This is a genomic window from Halanaerobium kushneri, assembly GCF_900156285.1.
Taxonomy (GTDB): domain Bacteria; phylum Bacillota; class Halanaerobiia; order Halanaerobiales; family Halanaerobiaceae; genus Halanaerobium; species Halanaerobium kushneri.
This window is the reverse complement of sequence record NZ_FTNC01000015.1, coordinates 1-18,478: the sequence shown is the minus strand read 5'-3', so window position 1 is coordinate 18,478 and position 18,478 is coordinate 1. Positions and strand designations below refer to the sequence as shown.

The window sequence follows — 18,478 nt, the reverse complement described above, 5'->3', positions numbered from 1 at the left end:
CTTTAAGTTATATTTGATTTTTAAATCTTATAAATGTTCTACCATTCTATCACTTAAAGAAAGTAATGCAGTTTTCTGCTGCAGTCCCTCAATAAATCTTTCTGGGATTCTGGAAAAACCAACTTGAGCTCCGATTAAGGCTCCAGTTAACATTGTTCTAACCTGGTTCTGGCCACCTCCATTGAGGGCATTCAGCACTCCCGCTTCAAAATCATCTTTAAATCTGGCAGATAGATAGTAAACAGCAGGCAGCATATGATAAATTGCACAGGGCATGCCATAAACAATTGAAGCTTTCCAGGCCGGCTCAATAACTATCTCTGGGTCTTCAACTGCTCGTGCCATATAAGATGGTGAAAGCAGTGCATCCGGGGAGGCAAACATCCCCTCACCATAGAGGTCAGATTCTTTAACCATATTATCTCTAGCTGGTGGATTTAAATTATCAGAAGTTACTTTGTGAAAAGGTAATTTTCCTTCATCCACAGCCTGCATAAGTTTTGCTGAAATTTCTGGATCAAGCTTTTCTCCCTGAACCAATAGAGCCAGAACTGAGCTATAAGCCACAGTTAAAGAACCAATTAAATTATCTGCTTGAGTTAAAGCCGTATTATCAGTTATATTAAGGCTCAAAGCCTCAAGATCATCAGCATAGAAAATTGCCATAGCAATATTTCTTTCAATGGCCTCAGTTGTATCAGCATTACCGGCAACCTGATCCCAGGGTAGTCCTTTTTTAACTCGTGTCCGCCAGAGATGCCTCATTGACTGGCTCGTATATCCTCCCGGGCCAGCCATCGCCTTCCCGGAGATTTTTGGCAAAAAATCGTTGTCCATCATTTTACAGAAAGCAGCCTGATCATACCCCTCATTTTCAATTAAATGCTCAGCCATCATTTTCAGTAAAATCCCAGCCTGAGATATTTCTCCAGCCTCAAGGCCACCATGATATCTATCCGACTTAGGCTCAGTATAATCATCAATCCACTCACCATATTCTTTACGCATCTCTCTCAGGTCATAATACCAGTGGGGTCCAACACCAAGAGCTTCTCCAATAAAAGCACCCATTAAAGCACCTTTTGCCCTTTCTTGCTTAGTAACCATAATTACAGCCTCCCCCTTTTAAATTAGCCAGAATTTAAAAATTAAAATTCTATTTTTCTATTTTATTTTCTTTAATCAGCTTTTGTTTTAGCTCATATAATTTATCCGAAAGATCAACCTTCATTATATGAGGATTGGTCAGCCTTTTATATTCTGCTCCTAGACTCTCTTTTTCCTTCTCTGCATATTCCTTAATTTCAGCAACCTGTGGAGAATCATAAACTAATTTACCCGTTTTAAAAATTGGTTTCATCATTTCTCTAAGTTGATAATTCCCTTTTTTCAGAGTTGTGGTTTTCCAGGTGTCTCTGGCATCAAAAAGAACTAAATCTCTGTCAGCACTAATTACTTCATCCTTTAGGGCAATCAAATCTGCTCTAATTTCTCCCGATCTTTGATCATAAATTCTAATCAATTTTTTATTGCCGGGATCAGTCATCTTTTCAATATTATCAGAAAGCTTAATTTTGGGCTGGTCATTATACTCGCTCATCTTATAGACTGCTCCAAAAGCGGGACAGTCATAGGAAGTAATCAGTTTTGTTCCTACACCATAGAGATCGATCTGAGCTCCCTGCAGATTAAGAGAGCTAATAATATCCTCATCAAGATTATTAGAAGCAACTATTACAGCATCCTCCAGACCGGCCTGATCAAGCATTTTTCTGGCTTCCTTAGAAAGATAGGCGAGATCTCCACTGTCCAGTCTAATTCCAAAAAGTTCTGAGTCAATTCCTTTATCCTTCATTTCTTTAAAAACCTTGATTGCATTGGGTACTCCTGATTTTAATGTATCATAGGTATCAACGAGGAGTATAGCACTATCGGGAAAATTATCCGCATAGGTCCGAAAAGCTTCCAGTTCACTTTCAAAGCTCATCACCCAGCTGTGCGCATGGGTGCCGCTGACCTTAACTCCAAATTTCTTACCGGTTAAAACATTGGAAGTCCCCGAACAACCACCAATTACAGCAGCCCGGGCTCCATAAACGCCCGCATCCGGGCCGTGGGCCCTTCTAAGACCAAATTCCAGTACACTCTTACCCTGAGCTGCCTCTGTGATCCTGGCTGCCTTTGTTGCAATCAAAGCCTGATGATTAATAAAGTTCAAAAGTGGAGTTTCCAACAACTGGGCCTGTAAAATAGGCGCCTCTACTTTAAGTAAAGGTTCTTTTGGAAAAACAACACTCCCTTCAGGCACTGAATAAATATCACCTGTAAATTTAAAATCTCTTAAATAGTCTAAAAATCTTTCCTTAAAACCCTGAGTCCTCAAATATTCTATATCCTCTTCTTTAAACTCTAAATTCTCTACAAATTCAATTACCTGTTCTAAACCTGCAAAAACTGCATAACCATTATCACAGGGATTTTCTCTGTAAAAAAGATCAAATACTGCCTCTTCGGTTTTTCCCTTTACACAGTATCCCTGGGCCATTGTCAGCTGATAAAAATCTGTTAAAAGACTTAAATCTCTCATTCTAATCAACACCAACCTTATTTTTTATTTACTTTTTTATAAGATTTTAACATTTAAAATAATCAAATCCAGTCATTTCTTTTAAACAGCCAGTATTCAATACCAATAATAGCCAGCATTAAAACTGAAAAAATTCCAAAAGCAGCACTGCTTTCAGTTCCCGGCATTCCACCAATATTAATCCCAAATAAACCTGTTAGAAATCCTAAAGGTAAAAAGATACTCCCAACTATAGAAAGTATATACATTGTTCTATTCATCTGATCATTAATCTTATTATTTAGTTCTTCCTGAACTAAGGCAGCCCGATCCCTAATAGTATCCAACTCTTCAATCTGGCGAATTGAACGGTTAGAAAACTCATAGATATATTCTTTATCATCTTCATCAAGCCAGCCAATTCTTTCTTTATAAAGGCGGGCCATAGATTCCCGCTGGGGAACTATATAACGCCGGATGATAACTGCTTCTCTTCTCTTTTCAGAAATCATCGAACGCAGTTTAGATCTTTCTGCAGTTAAAACCTCTTCCTCCATCTCATCAATCTGTTCTTCAATATCATAGATATAATCACTAATCCGATCTATTACACCATCAAGCACCCTGATTAAAAAATCTGCAGTATTCCTGGGACCATCACCACTCTGATAACTTTTATCGATATCATCAATGGTAAAGACTCGCTCACTGCGGGTAGTAATTATTCTGCCGGGTTCGATCCACATATGCAGAGAAACCATATCTTCTTCATCTGAGTCAGGATTTAAATTTAAGCCCCGCAGGTTGAGCAGAATCCCGTCTTCATCTTTTAAAACTCGGGGTCTGGTTTCTTCGGAAATCAGTTCTTTAATCACAATATCAGATAAACCGCTTTTTTCTCTTAACCACTCTTTTGCTTCTGACTCGAGCACATTGAGGTGATACCAGCTAAAAGAATCTTCATTTTTATTAGAAATTTCTTCAGTTAAACTATCCATTTTTTTAATATATTCTTTTTCGACATAATAACCTGTGATCAGTGCAGCCATAAATACCTCCCTAACTAAAAGGTGCCTCCATCCCAGCCCCACATTGCACCCGGAGCATCGGCAAATTCAATATAGATTCTATCCTGCTCAATCTCCAGCTCTTTTTCCATGAATTCACAGATGAATTGAGAAAGTTCTTCAGTCATTGACTGCTTTAAACCAATACTTTTAACTTCAATAAAGGCTGTTTTTTCAGTACTGCCGCCAAAAGTCATCTTTAGCTCAGCCTCCAGAGCTGTCATAATATATGATTCTGGCTTGCCAAGCTGTTCTGCCATCTCAGCTGATAATTTCTTTAATAACTCTTCTTCTTTTTTTACTTTTTGATTAGTCTGAACTTTAATAAATGGCATTAAAACCACTCCTTTTGATTTTAGTTTGATTATCTCTACTCACTTAAATTGCGAACTATACCATATTTTCTTAAAACTATTAAATCTGCATCAATTCTGCCGCTTGTCTCCGGGGCATAATCTACATCAATCAGCTCAATAAACTCTGCTGTATAATCCTTTAAAACTCCATTATATTTAACCCATTCACTGCCTTTTTTAAGTTCTAAAATTACCCTTTCTCCAATATAATCCTCAAGCAGCGGTTCATAGGATGTTTCAACCAGACCATAAAGCTCATTTTTCATTTTATTAACTTCGCGGTCATTACTGCTGATAGCCGCACCAACTGGAGTTGTTTTTGAAAAATGGCTTGTCAGCAGATTAATTATTTCAATTACAGCATCTTTAATAATTTTTAAGAAATTTAAAATAGAGCGCCTGATCCTGCGCCAGCGGGAAGAATGAAATGTTTTTTTGAAATCTTCTTCTCTCAGCTTCTTACCTTCTTCAGTTAAATCCTTGTGATAGCGGACAACTGCTTGAATATCTGGATACTCATTTTTATAAAGCAGAAAACTCAAGAATTTAAGATTTTGATCATCCTGAATTGACTCTGAATAATTAAACTTTAAGCCTGAACTTTTTAAATTTAATTCTCCCTTATAACACTGACCATTTAAAAGTTCTAGAGTAACCATATCATTTTTAAAATCTTTAAGGCATTTATCTTTTTTTATTTTTCTGAAGACGACTGCCAGCAGTGCTGAAAGAACAATAAATATAATTGTTATTGTTGTAGCATCCAAAATTTAGCCTCCTCAGTCATAAATTTATTTAAGCAGCTCAAAGATTAAGTTTAAAATTTAGCTGTTATCAATTTCTTTAATTACCCGGGCTGGATTACCACCAACAAAATGATCTGCAGCTACATCTTTAGTTACCACTGCTCCAGCTCCGATTACAGCATTATCACCAATTTTAACTCCCGGCTGGATAACTGCTCCCCCACCAATCCAGACATTATCACCAATCTCCACAGGAAAACCAAGTTCCCGGCCTGAATTGCGGGCCTTTTCTTCCAGTGGATGTGTGGCTGTATAGATCTGGACTGCCGGTCCCAGCATTACATTATCACCGATAGTTATTGTATTTACATCCAGTAAAACACAGTTGTGATTAGCATAAAACATTTCTCCAACTTCGATATTATAACCATAATCACAGTAAAAATTAGGCTCTATGTAGGGTGCCTTGTCTGTCTGCAGCAGTTCTTTTAAGACAATCTTTTTCTTTTCTCCCTCCTGTGGTGCCAGATTATTGTACTTATAACATAAATCCTTGGCTCGAGCTCTATCTTCCATTAATTCCTCACAGTGAGGATTATACATCTCTCCTGCCAACATCTTTTCTTTTTCTGTTTTCATAATAACCACCTTTTATATTTATTTCATCACTATATCAATATTTAAACAAAGAGAAAGAAATTCCTCTATTTAGAAGGCCTAATTTCTCATCAAATTTTAATTTGTATTAGTTATAATCTTGCTGTAGAATTAGATTAGAAATAGATATATTTTACTCTAAGGAGGAGAGCTTATGCACCGCACAAAAACATTTTTATTAATGTTTTCTTTAATAATAGTCTTTATGTTTTTTGGAGGAATGATCGCCGGAGAAGATGGAATTGTAATGGCTTTTATCTTTGCCCTGGCAATTAACTTTATCAGCTACTGGAACAGTGATCAGCTTGCAATTAAAATGACTAAATCCCAACCCTTAAGTGAGGCAGAAGCACCTGAAATCTACAGAATTGTTCGCAGGCTGAGTCAGAATGCTGAACTACCGATGCCTGAGCTATATTTAACACCATCAAATCAGCCCAATGCCTTTGCTACCGGTAGAAATCCCGAACATGCAGCTGTTGCAGTTACTCAGGGTTTAATTAACTTATTAAATGAAGATGAATTAGAAGGAGTAATCGCTCATGAGCTGGCCCATGTAAAAAACAGGGACACTCTAATCAGCACCATGGCCGCTGTAATGGCAGGAGCACTTGCCTTTTTAGCCAGAATGGGAAGGTTCAGAATGATTTTTGGCGGCCGCCGCAATAATAATGGCGCTGGAGCTTTACTGCAGCTGGTTGCTATTATCTTTGCTCCTCTGGCAGCTATTTTAATCAAAATGGCAATTTCCAGATCAAGAGAGTATACTGCTGATGAAACCGGTGGTAAAATTTCTGGTAATCCGGAAGGACTGGCCAGTGCTTTGGAAAAAATGGAGCGCTATAGTCAGGGAGCACAACCAATGCAGGTTAATGAAGCTGCAGCTCATATGTTTATTTTAAATCCACTTTCTAGTAAAGGAATGGCTAAATTATTTAGCTCTCATCCACCTACAGCAGAAAGAATAAAAAAACTACGTCAGGTTAAATAAAAAAGTGTAGTATTTTACAAATCATTAAAAGCCAGGGAATATTCCCTGGCTTTTTCTAGCTTTTAATCAGTAAACTTAGCCAGAACTTCCATTAACTCATCAATAACTTCATCGCCTTCCTCATTTTTTACCGCTCGCTGAACACATCCGTGCACATGTTTATCTAAAATTTTAATTCCAACCTTTTTCAATCCACCCTGAACAGCATTAATCTGATGCAAAATATCAACACAATATTTTTCTTCATCTACCATTCTCTGCAGACCCCGAACCTGACCCTCTATTCTTTTAAGACGGGTAATTAAATCTTTTCTGTCTAATTCGCATAATGAATTCATAAAAATCCTCCTCACATAATATAATTAACGATTTTAAAATATTCAAAAGATAAATTTGATTAAATAATTCCAGCCGATCAATATTAAGCTGGAATTATTATTTTATTTGTAATCTGCCTGAACATTTTCTCTTCTTAATAAGTTAGCATTTGTAACTACACTAATTGAACTTGTAGCCATTGCCATCTCAGCAATCACAGGATGTAATAATCCCAGAATAGCTACTGGAATTGCAATTAAATTATAGAAGAAAGCCCAGAAAAGATTCTGCTTGATCTTCTTAAAAGTTGCCCGAGAAAGCTTAACAGCTGTAATTACTGATGATAAATCTCCTCTGACCAGGGTAATATCAGATGACTCAATTGCAATGTCTGTACCTGTACCGATTGCTATACCCACATTGGCCTGAGTTAGAGCAGGTGCATCATTGATTCCATCACCAACCATGGCGATAACCCCAAATTTTGACTGCAGTTCTTTAACTTTATCGACCTTACCATCTGGCAGAACTTCTGCAACTACATGGTCAATTCCTACTTCTCGCGCAATAGCCTCAGCTGTACGCTGATTATCACCGGTTATCATAGCTGTTTTTAAACCCAGTTTTTTAAGTTCAGCAATTGCTTTAATCGAATCTTCCTTTAAAGCATCTGCAACAGCAACAACCCCCAGCATTTTACCATCTGCAGCTGCCAGCATTGCAGTTTTCGCTTCATTTTCCAGCCTCTTTAGATCTTCCTCAAAACTGTTTGTATCTATTCCCGCTTCTTCCATCAGTTTGCGGCTGCCGACCAGTACTTCTTTTCCTTCAACTTCTGCTTTAACACCTTTACCTATAACAGAGTTGAAATTTTTAATTTCTTTAATATTAATTTCTCTATCTTTAGCTCCCCGAACAATCGCTTCTCCCAGGGGATGCTCAGAACCAGCTTCTACGCTTGCAGCCAGCTGCAATAATTTATTCTGACTGCTGTTTTCTGCTGCAATTAAATCGGTCACTTCTGGTTTACCTTTAGTAATAGTACCGGTTTTATCAAAGACAATAGTATGCACATCTTTCATTGTCTGAATAGCCTCTCCTTTACGGATTAAGACTCCGTTTTCAGCTCCAATACCACTTCCAACCATTAAAGCAGTTGGTGTTGCAAGTCCTAAGGCACAGGGACAGGCAATAACTAATACAGCTATTGTAGCGAAAATTGCCAGAGTAACTGTTCCCAATTCCGGACTAACCCAGGGTAAGAAACTCTGAGCCCAGAAGCCAACCTCTCTAAAAGCATCAGGAAAAATCAGCCAGGAAACAAAAGTAAGAGCTGCTATAATTAGAACAGTCGGTACAAAAATACCTGTTATTTTATCAGCAAATTCCTGAATGGGAACTTTTGTACCCTGAGCTTCTTCAACCATTTTAACTACTTGAGAAAGGAAAGTATCTTTACCAACTTTAGTAGCCTTAACCTTTATCAAACCATTCTGATTTACAGTTGCACCAATAACTTCGTCTCCCACTTTTCTTTCCACTGGCATTGATTCTCCTGTTGCCATTGATTCATCGACAGAAGTTTTCCCTTCTACAATTTCACCATCAGTCGGAATTTTTTCTCCCGGTTTGACCAGCATTATGTCTCCAGGCTGTACATCCTCTATTGCAACTTCTTTTTCTTCACCCTTTTCTATAATTGTTGCTGTCTTAGCTCCAAGTTCAAGTAATTTTCTAATCGCCTGGGAAGCTCTACCTTTAGCAGTCTCTTCTATATAACGTCCGGTCAAATGGAAAGCCATAATCATTGCTGAAACTCCGGCATAATTAGCAATCGGGGTAAAAAATACAGCCGGACCAGTAATAAAAGCAGCTCCAGTCCCCATTGCAATTAAAACATCCATATTGGCACTACCGTGACTAACTGCTCTGTAGGCAGTAACAAAAGTTTTACGACCAAAAATAAAAAGTGGTGGTATAGCTAAAACAATCATTCCTAAATTAAAAATCGTCATATTTGGCCAGGCAACTCCAAAAAACATCTCGGGAATCATCCAGAGCATAATTGGAATCGTAAAGGCCCAGGTACCCCACATTTTCTTTTTCGCTTCTTTTACTTTTCTCATGTCATCACTTAACTCATCTTCAGCACCTTCAGCAGAATTTTCTGCTTCCTCATCTTCAAAACGGCTGAGTTCATAACCAGAATTTTTTACAATCTCACGAAAATCATTTTTGCTTAAAACCTCTGGATCGTATTCTACTGTTCCTTTTTCTGTAGCAATATTTACATTAGCTCCATAAACACCTTCACTTTTATTTAAAGCTTTTTCAACAGCTGCTGAACAACTAGCACATGTCATGCCATCGATCCCAAAACTAACTTTTGTCTTTTCTTCTTTAACACCATAACCTGTATTTTTTACTATCTCTATTAATTTTTCTCTACTGCTTTTGTCAGGGTTAAAAGTAACATATGCCTTTTCAGCAGCAAAATTAACCTGTGCCTCTTTTACTCCGACAGCCTTATTTAAAGCTTTTTCTACTGTCTGAGCACAGCTGGCACAACTCATATCTGTTATCTTTAAAGTTATTTTCTTATCTGCCATGATATTCGCACCTCCATAATTATTGTTTCAAATCATTCTATTTTAAAAACCTTTAATCAGTTTTAAATTTAAGATTATTTTCCATTTTCTTTTTTGGTTTTTCCATCTCCACAGCAATCTGGAACATCATTTCCATACTGTTTCTCATTTGCTGAAGCCAGTTTATCAACAAACTTTTGCCACCAGCCTTTTTTATTTTTTCCCATTATATTTCCTCCTAAAGCATAACCTTTTTTTAATTAATTACTCTCTTTATTGTCGGCTGAAAAGAAGATATTTTTTCAAAATAAGAATTTAAAATTTTATTTAGTAAGAATGAAATAATTAAAAAAATAAAAGTTCCGGCAATACCTGCTAACTCAACCGATTTTATATTTAATATTGCTGCTACCCAGCTACCAAAAAAATATCCAGAAATCATTAAAAAAATCGGAAGTAAATAAACAATTAGAGTAGCAAAAACGAGATTACCCTTTTCCATTTCCAGTAAAACTCTATCACCTTTTTTAACACCAATTTTATCTTCAACTTCTAAAAAAACCTGATCCTGATCGTGACTATTACCAGCAAGTCCACAATTTTTATCACATTTACTACAGGCAGAATGTTTTATGATTCTTACTTCAACTTTATCATTATTTTTTTGAACAACAGTTGCTAATTCTTCCAATAGAGTTACCCCCTATTTCACTTAATATACCCCTTACATGTATATTGAAATTAAAAATTTTTAAATTTACACAGTCTTTATATAATTATAGCCAGCTTCTTCAACAGCCGCTTTAAATTCGCTTTCTGCAACTTCCTTTTCCAATTCTACAACTGCTTCTCCTTTATCAGAATCAGCTGTTGCCGAAATAACACCATCAATCTTTTCTAATTCTTCTTTAGTATGCATTTCACAGTGCCCACAGGACATTCCTTCTATAATAATTGTTTTTTTCACTTTTTAACATCTCCTTTTTATACTTTATACGTGTAAGGGGTATAATTAATAATAGCATTACATATTCTTTTTGTCAAGTTTAATTTATTTTTTTAGTTCAATTTCTTTTACAATATCAGACATCAGATTATTAACTTCGACCAATTCCAGACCCGCCTTTTTTATATTTTCTATTGTTCTGCGATTAATGTTAGCCCCCCAAGTGTAAAGGCTGACCCAGTTAAACCAGTCCATAAATTTTCCTACCATTTTATTCCGGCTCCGCATATGCTCAAGCATCAAGATTCGACCATCTTCTTTTAAAACTCTTTTTAACTCTTTTAATCCCTTAATCGGATCTGGAACCGAACAGAATACACAGCTTGTAACAATTAAATCAAAGTAATTATCTTCAAATCTTAAATTTTGAATATCCATTTCCAGTAATTTTATCTTTTTATTATATTTATCAGCTTTTTTCTCTGCTTCCTTAATCATTTTGGGGCTGAAATCAACAGCAAAAATTTCAATTTCTTCTGGATAATATTCAATATTTTTACCGCTTCCTACTCCAGCTTCTAATAACTTGACCTTTTTATTATTATTTTCTTTTAACTGTTCAATTCTATTACTTACCTTCTGCCAGAGATTTTCCCGCCAATCCCCCATTTTACCTTTTTCCATAAAATATTCCAGAGAATCATAAACAGGAGCAACTCTGTTATATCTTTTTTTAATTTTATTCTTATTACCCATAATTAATTCTCCTTTTTAAATACTACATACCCCTATTTAGTATCTTAAGTATAGTATAACACTCAGGATTAGTTCTGTCAAAAAAATATGCTTATTCCGCCCGGAACAAGCATAATAAGAATTGCTAAACAATTAATTTAATTATTTTTAATTAAAATTTTCTTTTGTCCCTGTAATAAAATCAGTCCTTCTTTCTGCAGTTCTGACAATTTTCTACTTAATGTTTCCTGAGTTGTTCCAATTAAATTTGCCAGTCCTTCTCGACTCAGGGGTAAATTTATTAAAATTCCATTATCTTTTTCTATACCACTTTCTCTGGCAAGTTCCAGCAGCAGCCGCATAGTTTTTTCTTTTGCATCTTCAAGAGCCAGAGACTGCAGTTTGTTTTCTGTTTTATTTAGCCGGCTGGTAATTGCTGATAAGAGTTTATAGGAAAGTTCTGGAGATGATTTAATTAATTTCTCAATTTCAGCTTTCGGAAGCAGACAAATATTACAGTCGCCAACCGCTTCTGCACTACTGCTTAACTTTTCTTCCTTAAATAAAACCAGTTCTCCAAAAAAATCTCCTTCATTTAATAGTCTTAATATATACTGATTCCCCTCTTCATTACTTCTATATAATTTAACCAGGCCGGACTCAATAATATAAATATTTTTTCCAAGCTCTCCTTCCAGATAGATTAATTCACCTTTTTTAAATTTTTTCTGTTTAACCAGATTATTTAATTTAGCTATTTTATCATGATCCAGATCAGAAAAAATTGGTACTTTTCTCACACATGATTCGTGCTCACATTTTTCCATACTATCACCCTTTAATATTAATTAGGTACCTGCTTTCTCCATTTATTATAACTTTATAGTATAATTTGGGCGAAAACAGATACCCTTTATTATCTATTTAGTCCTTTCTACCTTATATCCTGTTTTTGCAACCGCTTTTTTTAAATCTGCTACTTCTATTTTTTCTGAATCGTATTCTACATTGGCTTTACTGGTTGTATAATGAACATCAGCTTTTTTGACTCCCTCAGTTTTATTTAAAACCTGTTCTATTTTATTTGCACAGTCAGGACAGCTCAGTTCTTCTAAATAAAGTTTAATTTTTTTCATTTTTATTACCTCCAAATTTTATATTATGGTTATTCCTAAAATATTTCTTAAGCCTAATTTCTTTAATTAACTTAAACTTTCATTTTTATTCAGTACTATATCTTAATAAACGCATAGCATTAAAAATTACAATTAAAACGCTTAACTCGTGAACCAGCATTCCGGAAGCCAAAAATACTTTCTGACCTAAAACCCCTGCCAGCAGAGCAAAAACTACCAGAACAGCAAAGGCTACATTCTGCTTTATATTTCTATTTGCGGCTTTACTCAGGCCTACAGCATAAGGTAATTTGTCTAAATTATCTGCCATCAGAGTAATATCTGCTGTATCAATTGCAGCATCTGTACCGGCTGCTCCCATGGCTATACCAATATCGGCTGTTACTAAAGATGGGGTATCATTAATTCCGTCTCCTACCATGGCAACTTTATAACCTTCTTTTTGATATTCCTCTACTGCTTTTACCTTGTCTTCAGGTAACAATTCTGCTTTATAGCCGTCAAGATTCAGTTCTTCAGCCACAGATTCTGCGATTCTTTCATTATCTCCAGTTAACATTACAATTTTTTTGATACCAACCCGCTTTAATTTTTCTGCTATCTGATAGGCATTTTCTCTTGGTCGGTCAGCAATAGAAATTAAAGCTATAATTTTCTCAGCCTCTGAGACAACTACAACTGTTCTACCCTGTTTTTCTAATTTATTCTTCTTTCTTTCAATTTTTTCTGGAATTTTAATTCCCTGCTCTTTAAATAATCTGCTGTTTCCAATCATAATTTCTCTGCCATCGATTCTGGCAGTTACACCTTTACCAGTATGAGTTTCAAAACTAGCTGGAGATTTAACGCTTTCTTTCAGTTCAACTTCTGCTTTATTCTTGATGGCCCGGGCCAGGTGGTGCTCAGAATTAAATTCAGCTGCTGCAGCCAGTCTTAAAACCTCAGACTCACTTTTAGCATAAGTTATAATCTGATCAACTTCTGCTTCCCCTTTACTTAAAGTTCCAGTCTTATCAAAAGCAAGCAGATCAATCTCACCTGATTTCTCTAAGTACTCACCTCCTTTGATCAAAATTCCATTTTTGGCGCCATTACCAATTCCAGCTACAATAGAAATCGGGGTTGAGATAACAAGTGCTCCCGGACAGCCGATAACCAGTAAAGTTAGAGAAAGTCTGATACTGCCGCTGATAAAATAAGAAATTACTGAAAGCAGTATAATTCCCGGAGTGTAATACTTAGAAAAACGCTCCATTAATTTTTGAGTTGGGGCTTTTTCTTCCTGAGCTTCCTCCACCAGTTCTATAATTTTTCCAAAAGTAGTGTCATCTCCTACTTTTTCAGTTTTTATTTCCAAATATCCATTCTGATTAATGGTTCCACTAAACACCTCATCTCCCTTTTCCTTACGTACAGGTACTGATTCACCAGTAATGGCCGCCTGATTAATCTCACTCTCACCTTTAATTACAGTACCATCGACAGGTATTTTTTCTCCAGGTCTAACAATTACTTCCTCCTCAATCTCTACTTCCTCTGCCGCAATTTCCTTTTCTTTACCATCTCTAATCACTGTAGCCAAATTTGGTGCCAGATCCATTAAATTTCTAATTGCATTTCTCGCCTTAGCTGTTGTTCGGCTTTCTAAATAGGAACCAAAGGCAAAGAGAAAGGTAACAGCTGCAGCTTCCCAGTATTCTCCTATAATTACTGCCCCTACTGCAGCAATTGTCACCAATAAATTAATACTAATTACCTTCATTTTTAAAGTATTATAGGCACTGATCGCTACCTGATAGCCAGCAATAACCGCTGCAATTATCATAGCTGTCTTAAAAATTAGTGGATTATAATTTAAGAAATTGCTTAACCAGGCCAGTATAATTAAAATTCCTGATATAATAACTATTTTTAGTTTCTTTTTCATCTCGAACAACCTCCCTGTTTAATTTGTAAGACCAGTATAACTGTTTTTTAAAAGGTCAGCTATGATATAAATCATTTTTTACAAAAAAATCCCCAGCCAACTTCAAAATTTAAATCTGAAGTTAACTGGGGTTATGGATATTAATTAATATTCTTTTTTTATTTATCTATCCTGACTAAATTTAAAACTTGAGTAATTTGGCGTTAATAGCTACAATAACTGTACTCATTGACATCAGAATTGCACCCACAGCAGGAGAAATCATAATACCAAAACTGGCTAGAACCCCTGCAGCAAGTGGAATTGCAAAAGCATTATATCCTGTAGCCCAGAATAGATTTTGCAGCATCTTTTTGAAGGTTAAACTACCAAAGTCAATCAGTTTGAGTACATCAAGTGGATCACTTTCAACCAGAATTATATCTGCTGTTTCGGCAGCCACATCTGTACCAGAACCAATGGCTATTCCAATATCAGCTTTTGCCAGTGCTGGTGCATCATTAACTCCATCACCAGTCATTGCCACAAAATCACCCTCTGCCTGCAGTTCTTCCACTTTCTGCTGTTTCTGATCAGGTAGTACTTCAGCAAAGAAATCAGTCAGACCGAGTTCGTTACTTACATATTCTGCAGTTTTCTGATTATCTCCGGTCAGCATCTTAACTTTAATTCCTTTGTCCTTAAGTTTTTTGACAACCTCATAAGAACTTTCTCTAATCTGATCAGCCAGTCTAATCATCCCGACTAATTTGTCATTTTCTAACAGAAAAACTTCTGTAAATGGACCTTCCTTTAAAGCATCATTCGGTATTTCTATATTATTTTCTTCCAGATAACCTGGAGAAACGGCCTTCATATCAGTATTATTAATCTTTCCAATCACGCCTTTACCTTTCATTATTTCAAAATCATCAACCTTAAGCAGTTCAACTTCATCTGTTTTGGCTTTTTTTACTATTCCATTTGCAATGGGATGTTCTGATTCCTGCTCTAAAGAAGCTGCTTTCTGTAAAATCTCTTCTTTATTATAATCATCGGTAAAAGTCTCAACTGCTTCAACTCCAAATTCTCCTTCAGTTAAAGTACCTGTTTTATCAAATAAAACTGTATCTATTTTACGGGCATTCTCAAAAGCAGTTCTATTGCGAATCAACAGACCATTTTTGGCTGATAGGGTTGTAGACACAGCTACCACAAGTGGTATTGCAAGTCCAAGAGCATGGGGACAGGTTATAACCATTACTGTAGCCATCCGTTCAATTGAGAAAGCTAAATCTCCCGTAATATATAACCAGCTGCCAAAAGTAAGAGTACCAGCAGTAATCGCAATCAAAGTCAGCCAGAAAGCTGCTCTATCTGCAAAATTCTGAGTTTTAGATTTTGCTGCCTGAGATTCCTTTACCATCTCAATTACCTGAGATAAGTAACTATCCTCACCAGCCTTTTCAATTTTAATCTTAATTGAACTATCCCCATTAACTGAACCTCCAATGACTTCTTCATCTTTTCCTCTCTCAACAGGTTCTGACTCACCAGTTAACATTGATTCATCTATATAAGAATCTCCCTCATAGATTACACCATCAGCAGGGACTTTTTCGCCTGGTTTGACCAGAACCTGGTCTCCTTTTTTAAGCTCTTTTATCTTAACTTCCTTGACTTCTCCATTAACAATTTTATGTGCCTGATCAGGCATTAATTTTGCCAGTTCCTCTAAAGCCTGCGAAGCACCCATTACCGAGCGCATCTCTATCCAGTGTCCTAAAAGCATAATTACAATTAAAGTTGCCAGTTCCCAGAAGAAAAATCTACCTTCCAGGCCAAATACAACCGCTCCACTGTAAAAATAAGCGACAGAAATTGCCAGAGCAATTAAAGTCATCATCCCTGGATTTTTATCACTCAACTCATCTTTAAGCCCTGTTAAAAAAGGCCAGCCACCATAGAAAAACATAACGGTAGAAAGTAAAAATAACAAATATTTACTACCTGTAAATTCCAGTGTATAACCAAAAAAGCTTTGAATCATAGGTGAAAGTACTAAAATCGGTGCAGTTATCAGCAAAGATATTTTAAAGCGTTTTTTAAAATCTTCAAGCATTTTCTGATGATCCATTTTTAATACCTCCTCATTCAACTATACCCCTGTCATGTATCTTAATCATAGTATAACACTCGGAATTGTTTGAGTCAAATCTGTCAAAAGATAAAATAACTCAATTTATAACAAAAAATTTATGATTAAACCCAAAAATAAAACCGCAATAAAGGTAAAAGCAATGAGCTTTTTAAATTTTCCATTCCCTTCCATCTCCATTTCGTTTGCTGAATCGCTGTGATGTTTATTAAACTTCTTTCTGAGAAAAACTAGCCATCCAGCCAGAAAAGCAAAAAACACATTTAAATAAAAAGTATAATCTATTTTAAAACGAGCAACTTCACTTACAACTCTCCCGCTGTCGGGCAATATATTGAAAACATCAAAGATTCCATTTAAGATAAGGGCTGTAAAAACAATGCTAATATACATAATTACAGCTATATAGAAAGCTACTTTTTTGCCATAATATTTAATATTTACTGCTACTAAGGGGGGGACCATCAAATCCGAATAAATAAAGCCCATTATTCCTGCAAATAAAACTCCATTATTATTCAAAATTGTAGCAAGTGGAATATTTCCCATAGAACCTATAAAAGTTAAGGCAGCAACAAAGGGAGCTACCATAGCATTTTCAACTGCTACAAGCCAGTCAGGCAGGGAGCCGGAAAGTTCAATCAAAAATATTTTATTCCATACTTCCGTTGGTACAAATACTGCCACAAAACCAGCTACAGTAAAACCAATTAAAATTTCTTCCCAGACCATTTCCCACTCACTTACAAAACTATTACCAACCATTCTCCAACCTTTTTTACTTTTCAATCTCTCTTTCCAGTTAAAATCTTCTTTAATATCAGGGCCTTCTTTTTCAACCTTCTTTCTGGCCTGTTTTAACCATTTTTGGGGATATGTTAGTTTAAATAAAATACTGCTGATAATAATTAAAACTAGACCACCAATAATTTCTGCCGCTAAAAATTCCCATCCCAGAAAAATAAAAATTAAAATTCCAAGCTCTATCACAAGATTGGTAGAAGCAAACATAAAAGCAACAGCAGCTATAAAATTTGCTCCTTTTTTTACCAGAGCCCTTGCAGCTGCAAGAGCTGCAAAAGAGCAGGAAGAAGATGCTGCTCCAAAAATAGTAGATAGAGATATACTTTTAAAATTAGCTTCTCCCATATAACGGGTCAATTTCTCTTTCGGTATAAATGTCTGAATCATAGAGCTGATAAAATAACCTAAAATAAATGCCCAGGCAGATTTCCAGAAAAAGCCGAACGCTGTAATAGTTGCCTCTCCGTATAAGCTTAAGAATTCACCCATTATAACACCCTTTCATTTTTTATATTTATTTTTACTGAGGAATCTAGCCAGCTATAAATTTTTAAGCCTAATTTTTAATTTTTTCTCCTTAAGTTCAATTAAATATAATACATATGACCCTCACTTTTTTCTTTTTGCACTTCGCGAATTCTCTGTTTTAAATCAGCAAGGGTAATCGATTCCATTAAGTTATGCATACCTCTCTCCAGTCTTTGCCAGATCTCTTGAGAAACAGTCTTAAAAACTACTTCCTCACTCTGGTCATCCTGAATTTGAACTTCGGGAGCTATTTTCCCCTCTAATATATTCAAAATATCTGCCAGACTAATTTTTTCCGGTGGTCGATTTAATAAATATCCACCATGAGCTCCTCTGACACTTCTAATTAAACCGGCTTTTTTTAAATCAGCAAAAATTTGTTCTAAATATCTTTCTGAAATATTCTGTCTCTCTGATATTTCTCGCAGTGATACAGCTTCTGTGCCTGCATGGACTGCCAGGTCAATTAAAGCTCTGACCCCATATCTACCTTGAGTTGAAATTTCCATTTTATCAACACCTCACAATGCATTTTAAATGATAAATCTAAAGATTAATGTTTATTATTTTACTAATCTAATTTTACTATAGCAGGAAATTTATATCAAATTAGACTTGACAATTCGAAAAGAGAAATATATAATTTAAACAATATATACGTTAATTCCTATAGATTTAATGTAGATTAGGAGTGGTTAAATGAATTTACTTAATATTAAAGACGTTAATAAAAATTTCAAACAGGAAAATGGCAGGCAATTAGAAGTATTAAGAAATATTAATTTAAAAATTAAAGAAAAAGAATTTATTAGTTTTATTGGTCCTTCTGGATGTGGAAAATCAACACTTTTAAATATTTTAGCAGGACTAATTCCCGTTTCTTCGGGACAGGTAATGATAAAAAATAAAATGATTCAAAATCCTGGTAATGATAGGGTTATGGTTTTTCAGGAAGCTGCTCTTTTCCCCTGGCTTA

At 35.6% G+C, this 18,478-nt stretch carries 20 protein-coding genes; 2 read left to right on the top strand and 18 right to left on the bottom strand.

The features are described from left to right. Positions 1-27 precede the first annotated feature (27 nt). The 6 genes from BW929_RS10235 to BW929_RS10210 are packed head-to-tail and all read right to left on the bottom strand — an operon-like array spanning position 28 to position 5,374. Entirely contained in the window at positions 28-1,107 is a 1,080-nt protein-coding gene (locus BW929_RS10235; RefSeq protein ID WP_076545396.1) for an ADP-ribosylglycohydrolase family protein, read from the bottom strand. 49 nt (positions 1,108-1,156) lie between these two features. Next, complete coding sequence (locus tag BW929_RS10230) at positions 1,157-2,593, bottom strand: nicotinate phosphoribosyltransferase (protein WP_143414034.1); 1,437 nt, start codon at positions 2,591-2,593, stop codon at positions 1,157-1,159. Between the two features lie 56 nt (positions 2,594-2,649). After that, positions 2,650-3,615 carry a zinc transporter ZntB gene (locus BW929_RS10225; protein WP_076545394.1) on the bottom strand — a complete coding sequence of 322 codons (966 nt, stop codon included), beginning with the start codon at positions 3,613-3,615 and terminating at the stop codon, positions 2,650-2,652. 14 nt (positions 3,616-3,629) lie between these two features. Further along, positions 3,630-3,968, bottom strand: a complete 339-nt coding sequence (locus BW929_RS10220; RefSeq protein ID WP_076545393.1) for a phenylpyruvate tautomerase MIF-related protein — start codon at positions 3,966-3,968, stop codon at positions 3,630-3,632. Positions 3,969-4,003: 35 nt separating this feature from the next. Next, on the bottom strand, positions 4,004-4,756 hold the full coding sequence (locus BW929_RS10215) for a hypothetical protein (protein WP_076545392.1): 753 nt from the start codon (positions 4,754-4,756) through the stop codon (positions 4,004-4,006). 57 nt (positions 4,757-4,813) lie between these two features. Beyond that, entirely contained in the window at positions 4,814-5,374 is a 561-nt protein-coding gene (locus tag BW929_RS10210; RefSeq protein ID WP_076545391.1) for a sugar O-acetyltransferase, read from the bottom strand. 172 nt (positions 5,375-5,546) lie between these two features. Here BW929_RS10210 and htpX point away from each other — a divergent pair, with 172 nt between their 5' ends. After that, the gene (htpX, locus tag BW929_RS10205) at positions 5,547-6,383 is read left to right on the top strand and encodes a zinc metalloprotease HtpX (RefSeq protein WP_076545390.1); all 837 of its coding nucleotides are present in this window, start codon (positions 5,547-5,549) and stop codon (positions 6,381-6,383) included. Between the two features lie 62 nt (positions 6,384-6,445). Here htpX and BW929_RS10200 read toward each other — a convergent pair whose 3' ends face one another. The 12 genes from BW929_RS10200 to BW929_RS10150 form a co-directional block, all read right to left on the bottom strand. Continuing rightward, the gene (locus BW929_RS10200) at positions 6,446-6,721 is read right to left on the bottom strand and encodes a metal-sensitive transcriptional regulator (RefSeq protein ID WP_076545389.1); all 276 of its coding nucleotides are present in this window, start codon (positions 6,719-6,721) and stop codon (positions 6,446-6,448) included. Positions 6,722-6,823: 102 nt separating this feature from the next. Further along, positions 6,824-9,310, bottom strand: a complete 2,487-nt coding sequence (locus BW929_RS10195) for a heavy metal translocating P-type ATPase (protein WP_076545388.1) — start codon at positions 9,308-9,310, stop codon at positions 6,824-6,826. Positions 9,311-9,384: 74 nt separating this feature from the next. Further along, the gene (locus tag BW929_RS15540) at positions 9,385-9,516 is read right to left on the bottom strand and encodes an LDCC motif putative metal-binding protein (RefSeq protein WP_255417023.1); all 132 of its coding nucleotides are present in this window, start codon (positions 9,514-9,516) and stop codon (positions 9,385-9,387) included. Positions 9,517-9,545: 29 nt separating this feature from the next. Then, positions 9,546-9,980, bottom strand: a complete 435-nt coding sequence (locus BW929_RS10190) for a SoxR reducing system RseC family protein (RefSeq protein WP_076545387.1) — start codon at positions 9,978-9,980, stop codon at positions 9,546-9,548. 66 nt (positions 9,981-10,046) lie between these two features. Beyond that, entirely contained in the window at positions 10,047-10,256 is a 210-nt protein-coding gene (locus tag BW929_RS10185; protein WP_076545386.1) for a heavy-metal-associated domain-containing protein, read from the bottom strand. 84 nt (positions 10,257-10,340) lie between these two features. Continuing rightward, positions 10,341-10,991 (bottom strand): class I SAM-dependent methyltransferase, encoded by a 651-nt coding sequence (locus BW929_RS10180; RefSeq protein WP_076545385.1) that lies wholly within the window; start codon positions 10,989-10,991, stop codon positions 10,341-10,343. 137 nt (positions 10,992-11,128) lie between these two features. Continuing rightward, complete coding sequence (locus BW929_RS10175; protein WP_076545384.1) at positions 11,129-11,797, bottom strand: Crp/Fnr family transcriptional regulator; 669 nt, start codon at positions 11,795-11,797, stop codon at positions 11,129-11,131. 93 nt (positions 11,798-11,890) lie between these two features. Then, complete coding sequence (locus BW929_RS10170) at positions 11,891-12,106, bottom strand: cation transporter (RefSeq protein WP_076545383.1); 216 nt, start codon at positions 12,104-12,106, stop codon at positions 11,891-11,893. 85 nt (positions 12,107-12,191) lie between these two features. After that, positions 12,192-14,033 carry a heavy metal translocating P-type ATPase gene (locus BW929_RS10165; RefSeq protein ID WP_076545382.1) on the bottom strand — a complete coding sequence of 614 codons (1,842 nt, stop codon included), beginning with the start codon at positions 14,031-14,033 and terminating at the stop codon, positions 12,192-12,194. A gap of 181 nt (positions 14,034-14,214) precedes the next feature. Continuing rightward, positions 14,215-16,149: a copper-translocating P-type ATPase gene (locus tag BW929_RS10160; protein WP_076545381.1), complete on the bottom strand. Its 1,935-nt coding sequence runs from the start codon at positions 16,147-16,149 to the stop codon at positions 14,215-14,217. 105 nt (positions 16,150-16,254) lie between these two features. After that, positions 16,255-17,463, bottom strand: coding sequence for a permease (locus tag BW929_RS10155; RefSeq protein ID WP_076545380.1), 1,209 nt, complete (start codon positions 17,461-17,463; stop codon positions 16,255-16,257). Positions 17,464-17,561: 98 nt separating this feature from the next. Continuing rightward, complete coding sequence (locus BW929_RS10150) at positions 17,562-18,011, bottom strand: RrF2 family transcriptional regulator (protein WP_076545379.1); 450 nt, start codon at positions 18,009-18,011, stop codon at positions 17,562-17,564. A 190-nt stretch (positions 18,012-18,201) separates the two neighbouring features. Between BW929_RS10150 and BW929_RS10145 the strand changes: the two genes are divergently transcribed. Further along, positions 18,202-18,478 (top strand): ATP-binding cassette domain-containing protein (locus BW929_RS10145; RefSeq protein WP_143414031.1); only part of this gene is annotated, 277 nt, incomplete at its 3' end.

Excerpts from the sequence above, each read along its gene's own strand:
- BW929_RS10220 (WP_076545393.1), bottom strand. The coding sequence starts at position 3,968 with ATGCCATTTATTAAAGTTCAGACTAATCAAAAAGTAAAAAAAGAAGAA.
- BW929_RS10200 (WP_076545389.1), bottom strand. The coding sequence starts at position 6,721 with ATGAATTCATTATGCGAATTAGACAGAAAAGATTTAATTACCCGTCTT.
- BW929_RS10210 (WP_076545391.1), bottom strand. The coding sequence starts at position 5,374 with ATGAAAACAGAAAAAGAAAAGATGTTGGCAGGAGAGATGTATAATCCT.
- BW929_RS10225 (WP_076545394.1), bottom strand. The coding sequence starts at position 3,615 with ATGGCTGCACTGATCACAGGTTATTATGTCGAAAAAGAATATATTAAA.
- BW929_RS10150 (WP_076545379.1), bottom strand. The coding sequence starts at position 18,011 with ATGGAAATTTCAACTCAAGGTAGATATGGGGTCAGAGCTTTAATTGAC.
- BW929_RS10160 (WP_076545381.1), bottom strand. The coding sequence starts at position 16,149 with ATGGATCATCAGAAAATGCTTGAAGATTTTAAAAAACGCTTTAAAATA.
- BW929_RS10235 (WP_076545396.1), bottom strand. The coding sequence starts at position 1,107 with ATGGTTACTAAGCAAGAAAGGGCAAAAGGTGCTTTAATGGGTGCTTTT.
- BW929_RS10195 (WP_076545388.1), bottom strand. The coding sequence starts at position 9,310 with ATGGCAGATAAGAAAATAACTTTAAAGATAACAGATATGAGTTGTGCC.
- BW929_RS10180 (WP_076545385.1), bottom strand. The coding sequence starts at position 10,991 with ATGGGTAATAAGAATAAAATTAAAAAAAGATATAACAGAGTTGCTCCT.
- BW929_RS10170 (WP_076545383.1), bottom strand. The coding sequence starts at position 12,106 with ATGAAAAAAATTAAACTTTATTTAGAAGAACTGAGCTGTCCTGACTGT.
- BW929_RS10155 (WP_076545380.1), bottom strand. The coding sequence starts at position 17,463 with ATGGGTGAATTCTTAAGCTTATACGGAGAGGCAACTATTACAGCGTTC.
- BW929_RS10165 (WP_076545382.1), bottom strand. The coding sequence starts at position 14,033 with ATGAAAAAGAAACTAAAAATAGTTATTATATCAGGAATTTTAATTATA.
- BW929_RS10175 (WP_076545384.1), bottom strand. The coding sequence starts at position 11,797 with ATGGAAAAATGTGAGCACGAATCATGTGTGAGAAAAGTACCAATTTTT.
- htpX (WP_076545390.1), top strand. The coding sequence starts at position 5,547 with ATGCACCGCACAAAAACATTTTTATTAATGTTTTCTTTAATAATAGTC.
- BW929_RS15540 (WP_255417023.1), bottom strand. The coding sequence starts at position 9,516 with ATGGGAAAAAATAAAAAAGGCTGGTGGCAAAAGTTTGTTGATAAACTG.